Origin of the sequence: uncultured Methylobacterium sp., assembly GCF_964251405.1 — a bacterium.
Taxonomy (GTDB): Bacteria; Pseudomonadota; Alphaproteobacteria; order Rhizobiales; family Beijerinckiaceae; genus Methylobacterium.
In genome coordinates, this window is record NZ_CAXUJR010000059.1 from 1 (window position 1) to 5341 (window position 5341).

A 5341-nucleotide genomic window follows, 5' to 3' on the forward strand; every position below is an offset into this window, starting at 1 on the left:
CGTCGCGGAAGGGGGAGTGCCCTCGCGCCAGATCGTCGTCGAGAACTATGCGGTGGCCAACCCCGCCCTGTCGGCGCCCCTGCGCCTGAGCTTCCAGCGCATGGAGGCCAAAGTCGGCAGCCAGTGCGGAACCTGGCCGCGCGATCTCGGTGTCAGCGATCCCGTCGTGGATAACCGCAACGAACCGCACTGGAATCTCGGCTGCGCGACCCAATCCAACGTCGCCGCCCAGATCGCCGACCCGGTGGATCTCGTACGCGGCCGCCCCGAGGGACCGGTCGATGCGGTGCGCCGCACCGGCGACATCAGGAAAGTGCGCGATGGCAAGGATCCGTCAACGCAATGGAACCAAGATGGCAAGACCAGTGTGAAGTCACAGGTCGGCGAATGAGATCGCGGGGTCTCGAACCTCGGAACGACCGCGCGCTTCCCCTTCCATTCGCGGCAACCTGAACCGGAACACCGACCATGCCGGACCTGCACGAGACGCCCGAGCGCATCATCGCCCCGGTGCCGCGCATCACGATCCAGGCCTTCTGCGAAACGCAGGAAGCCGCGGCCATGATCGAGGCGGCGTGCCTCGACCGGCGTATGCAGAAGGCCCACACCAAGGTGCAGATGGGCGGCGGTCCCGCGGCCGTGGAGGCTTACCGGCATGCCCCGACCCCCAACGTCATCGTCATCGAGACGCAGGGAGCCAAGTCGCGTCCGCTCGAATGCCTCGACTCCCTCGCTGAGGTCTGTGACGAGGGCACCAAGGTCATCATCATCGGCCACGTCAACGACGTCCTGCTCTACCGGCAGTTCCTTCAGCGCGGCGTCAGCGACTACCTGATGGCTCCCGTCGACCCGGTCGCGCTGATCCAGGCGGTCTCGGACCTGTTCTCCGCGCCTGGTGCCAAGCCGGTCGGCCGCACCATCGCGGTCATCGGCGCAAAGGGCGGCAACGGCGCGTCGACCATCGCCCACAACCTCGCCTGGACCATCGCGCGCGGCCAGGGAACCGCCACGGTCATCGCGGATCTCGACATCGCCTTCGGCACCGCCGGCCTCAACTTCAACCAGGACCCGCCCCAGGGAATCGCCGAAGCGGTGTTCGCACCCGACCGGCTCGATGCCAACCTGCTGGAGCGGCTGCTCTCGAAATGCAGCGACAACCTGAGCCTGCTCTCGGCCCCCGCCATCCTCGATCGCACGACCGACCTCTCCGAGCCGGCCTTCGATCACCTGATCGACCTCCTGCGCGCCGCCGTTCCCTGCCTCATCCTCGACGTGCCGCATCAATGGTCGGCCTGGACCAAGCGTGTCCTGATCTCGGCAGACGAGATCCTGGTCGTGGCCGCTCCCGAGCTCGCCTCCCTGCGCAACACCAAGAACCTCCTGACCCTCCTGCAGCAGGGCCGACCCAACGACGCCCGCCCGCGCATCATCCTGAACACCGTCGGCGTGCCCAAGCGGCCCGAGATCAGCGCCGGCGAATTCGCCAAGGCGCTCGATGCGCCGCTGACCGCGAGCATCCCGTTCGATGCCGCCCTATTCGGCACGGCCGCCAATAACGGCCAGATGATCGCCGAGATCCAGCCTGGCGCCAAGGCGACGGAGGTGTTCGCGGAACTGGCCGCCCGCCTCACCGGGCGCCCCGAGGCGCGGCGGAGCCGGTCGAACCTCTTCGAGCCGATCCTCTCGAAATTCACGCGGCGCAAGGCCTCGTGATGCCCCACGCGGTCGACCCCACGATGACAGCCGAGGTTGCCCGTCATGTTCGGTAGGAGAAACGGCTCGGCGGTCGCCAGCCCGGCTCCGGTGCCGGCCGCCGGCCCCGCGCGGATGCCGGCACCGGCTCCGATCAGGCAGGAGCCAGCGCCGGCGGCGGTCCGTCCGGAATCGACCCGTCGGCCGGAGCCGATCGTCGTCCAGGAAGCTCAGAAATCCGAGGATTACTATCGCACCAAGAGCATGATCTTCGGCGCGCTGATCGAGGCGATCGATCTGGCGCAGCTCTCGCGCCTCGACGCCGAGACGGCGCGCGAGGAGATCCGCGACATCGTCTCGGAGATCATCGGGCTCAAGAACATCGTCCTGTCGATCGCCGAGCAGGAAGAACTCCTCGACGACATCTGCAACGACGTGCTCGGCTACGGCCCCCTCGAGCCGCTGCTCGCCCGCGACGACATCGCCGACATCATGGTCAACGGCGCCAACCGCGCCTTCATCGAAGTCGGCGGCAAGATCCAGCTCACCAACGTGCGCTTCCGCGACAACCAGCAGCTCATGAACATCTGCCAGCGGATCGTGAGCCAGGTCGGCCGGCGCGTCGACGAAGCCTCGCCGATCTGCGACGCGCGCCTACCCGACGGCTCGCGCGTCAACATCATCGCCCCGCCGCTCGCCATCGACGGCCCCGTCCTCACCATCCGCAAATTCAAGAAGGACAAGCTCACCCTCGACCAGCTCGTCAAGTTCGGCGCGATCTCGCCCGAGGGCGCCCGCATTCTCCAGATCATCGGACGGGTGCGCTGCAACGTGGTCATCTCGGGCGGCACCGGCTCGGGCAAGACCACGCTGCTCAATTGCCTGACGCGCTACATCGACGAGGACGAGCGCATCATCACCTGCGAAGACGCGGCTGAGCTGCAGCTGCAGCAGTCCCACGTCGTGCGCCTCGAGACGCGGCCCGCCAACATGGAGGGTTCCGGCCAGGTCACCATGCGCGACCTCGTCAAGAACTGCCTGCGCATGCGGCCCGAGCGGATCATCGTCGGCGAGGTGCGCGGACCGGAAGCCTTCGATCTCCTCCAGGCGATGAACACGGGCCATGACGGCTCGATGGGCACGCTCCACGCGAACTCGCCGCGCGAGGCGCTGAGCCGCATCGAGTCGATGATCACGATGGGCGGCTTCTCGCTTCCCGCGCGGACCCTGCGCGAGATGATCTGCGGCTCGATCGACGTCATCGTCCAGGCGACCCGCCTGCGCGACGGCTCGCGCCGCATCACGCACATCACCGAGGTGATGGGCATGGAAGGCGACGTCATCATCACACAGGACCTCTTCCTCTACGACATCCAGGGCGAGGACGCGAACGGCAAGCTGATCGGGCGGCACCGCTCCACCGGGATCGGTCGGCCGCGCTTCTGGGAACGCGCCCGCTATTACGGCGAGGACCAGGCCCTCGCCGCGGCCCTCGATGCCGCCGCCGATCTCGACGGAGCGGCGGCATGACGCCGGTTCCCGGAAGCGTGCCATGAGCGGTGTCAACGTCGCCCTCGCCGCCGCCCTGGCGGCCATCGCCACGGGCGGCGTCGCCTATGCGTTCCTAGCTCCCTACCTCTCCGGCGAGAATCGCGAGCAGCAACGCCGACGTGCGGTTAGCGTGGTGACCACCCCGGCGGCCCGCGCGGCCAACACCAACCGACGCGAACAGGTCTCGCGCAGCCTCAAGGAGATCGAGGCGAAGGCGTCGGGCGCGAAGGTCACCCTCGATCTCAAGATCGCCCGCGCCGGCCTCGATTGGTCGAAGCAGAAATTCTACGTCGTCTCCGCAGCCATCGGGATCGTCTTCGCTGCAGCGATCTTCCTGATGACCTCGACGCCCTTGGCCGCCATCGCCGCGCTCTTCGCCGGCACCCTCGGGCTGCCGCAATGGCTGCTCTCCCATCTCCGGAAGCGGCGCATCAACACCTTCATCAAGGAATTGCCGACAGCCATCGACATCATCACCCGCGGCATCCGCGCGGGCATCCCGTTGGGCGATTGCTTCAGGATCATCTCGCGGGAGGCCGAGGAGCCGATCCGCTCCGAGTTCAAGCAGGTGGTGGAGGCCCAGACCCTCGGGCTGCCGGTCGGCGAGGTCATGGTGAAGATGTACGAGCGCGTGCCGGTAGCGGACGTGAACTTCTTCGCGATCGTCATCAGCATCCAGTCGAGCTCGGGCGGCAACCTCTCGGAAGCCCTGGGCAACCTTTCGCGGGTGTTGCGCGAGCGCAAGAAGATGGCCGGCAAGATCCAGGCGATGAGCATGGAAGCCAAGGCCTCCGGCGGCATCATCGCGGCCTTGCCCTTCATCGTCGGCATCCTGACCTACCTGTCGAGCCCGGACTATATCTCCCTGCTCTGGACGACCGATATCGGCCGTGTCGCCCTCGTCGCGTCGGCGATCTGGATGTCCCTCGGCGTCTTCACCATGAAGAAGATGATCAGCTTCGACGTGTAATCCTCGGGTCCGACGACCCGGGTCCCGACGCCTCCAGCGCCTGAGCCGGCGCATCGACCGATCTTTACGTCCGCGCGGACCGCCACCATGATCAGCCTCATCGCCGAGAAGCTCATCGATCCCCGCTTCATGGGAATGCTGCTGGTCGGGATCGCGTCCGCCGCCACGATGTTCGCTCTCCTGCAGCCGATCTTGGAGCCGGATCGCCTCGGCAAGCGGATGAAGCTGGTCGGCGACGAGCGCGAGGAGATCCGTCGACGCGAGCGCGAACGCCTGGGGTCCAAGGTGTCGCTGCGGGTTGCGCCCAAAGCCTACATGAAACGGGTCGTCGAGCAGTTCAACCTGACGCGCTGGCTCGGAACGGAGACCGCCAAGAAGCAACTGCTGATGGCCGGCTACCGATCGGCGGGAGCCGAGACCGGGTTCCTGTTCTTCCGCCTGGTGGTGCCGATCGCCACGACCTTCGTCAGCTTCTTCTACCTGTTCGTCCTGCAGGTCCTCGATCAGCCGTTCCTCGTGCGCGTCATGATCGTGATCGTGGCCGCGATCCTCGGCATCAAGGCGCCGGAGATCTACCTCTCGAACCGGACGTCGAAGCGACAGACCGAGGTCCGTGCGGCATGGCCGGACGCCCTCGATCTGGCGCTGATCTGCGTCGAATCAGGCATGTCGGTCGAGCATGCCTTTCGCAAGGTGAGCGCCGAGATCGCCATCCAATCCGTCGTTCTCGCCGAGGAATTGGCCGTGATGACCGCCGAGCTCTCCTACCTGCCCGACCGGCGCATCGCCTACGAGAACCTCGCCAACCGCATCGGGCTCGATACCATCAAGGCGGTGACGACGGCGCTGATCCAGGCCGAGCGCTACGGCACGCCGGTCGGACAGGCCTTGCGCGTCCTCTCCCAGGAGAGCCGCGACATGCGCATGACCGAGGCGGAGAAGAAGGCGGCCGCACTGCCGCCCAAGCTCACCGTTCCGATGATCATCTTCTTCCTGCCGGTGCTCTTCGTCGTGATCCTGACACCGGCCGCGATCCAGATCATGCGCTGACGCGGGGCGCCCTTTCGCTCGACACGGCCGAGCGCCATATTCGGTGCATGGCCGCACCGAAGAAGCCCCGCACTGCCA

5 protein-coding genes are annotated in these 5341 nt (G+C 66.8%); all 5 read left to right on the top strand.

What is annotated here, in order from left to right:
* Positions 1–391 (top strand): CpaD family pilus assembly protein (locus tag ACFE7U_RS11740; protein WP_375409910.1); only part of this gene is annotated, 391 nt, incomplete at its 5' end.
* Positions 392–468: 77 nt separating this feature from the next.
* The gene (locus ACFE7U_RS11745) at positions 469–1713 is read left to right on the top strand and encodes a CpaE family protein (protein WP_375409911.1); all 1245 of its coding nucleotides are present in this window, start codon (positions 469–471) and stop codon (positions 1711–1713) included.
* 45 nt (positions 1714–1758) lie between these two features.
* Positions 1759–3222, top strand: a complete 1464-nt coding sequence (locus ACFE7U_RS11750; RefSeq protein ID WP_375409912.1) for a CpaF family protein — start codon at positions 1759–1761, stop codon at positions 3220–3222.
* Between the two features lie 22 nt (positions 3223–3244).
* Entirely contained in the window at positions 3245–4213 is a 969-nt protein-coding gene (locus ACFE7U_RS11755) for a type II secretion system F family protein (protein WP_375409913.1), read from the top strand.
* A gap of 87 nt (positions 4214–4300) precedes the next feature.
* Positions 4301–5263, top strand: a complete 963-nt coding sequence (locus tag ACFE7U_RS11760; protein ID WP_375409914.1) for a type II secretion system F family protein — start codon at positions 4301–4303, stop codon at positions 5261–5263.
* The last annotated feature ends 78 nt before the right edge of the window (positions 5264–5341 follow it).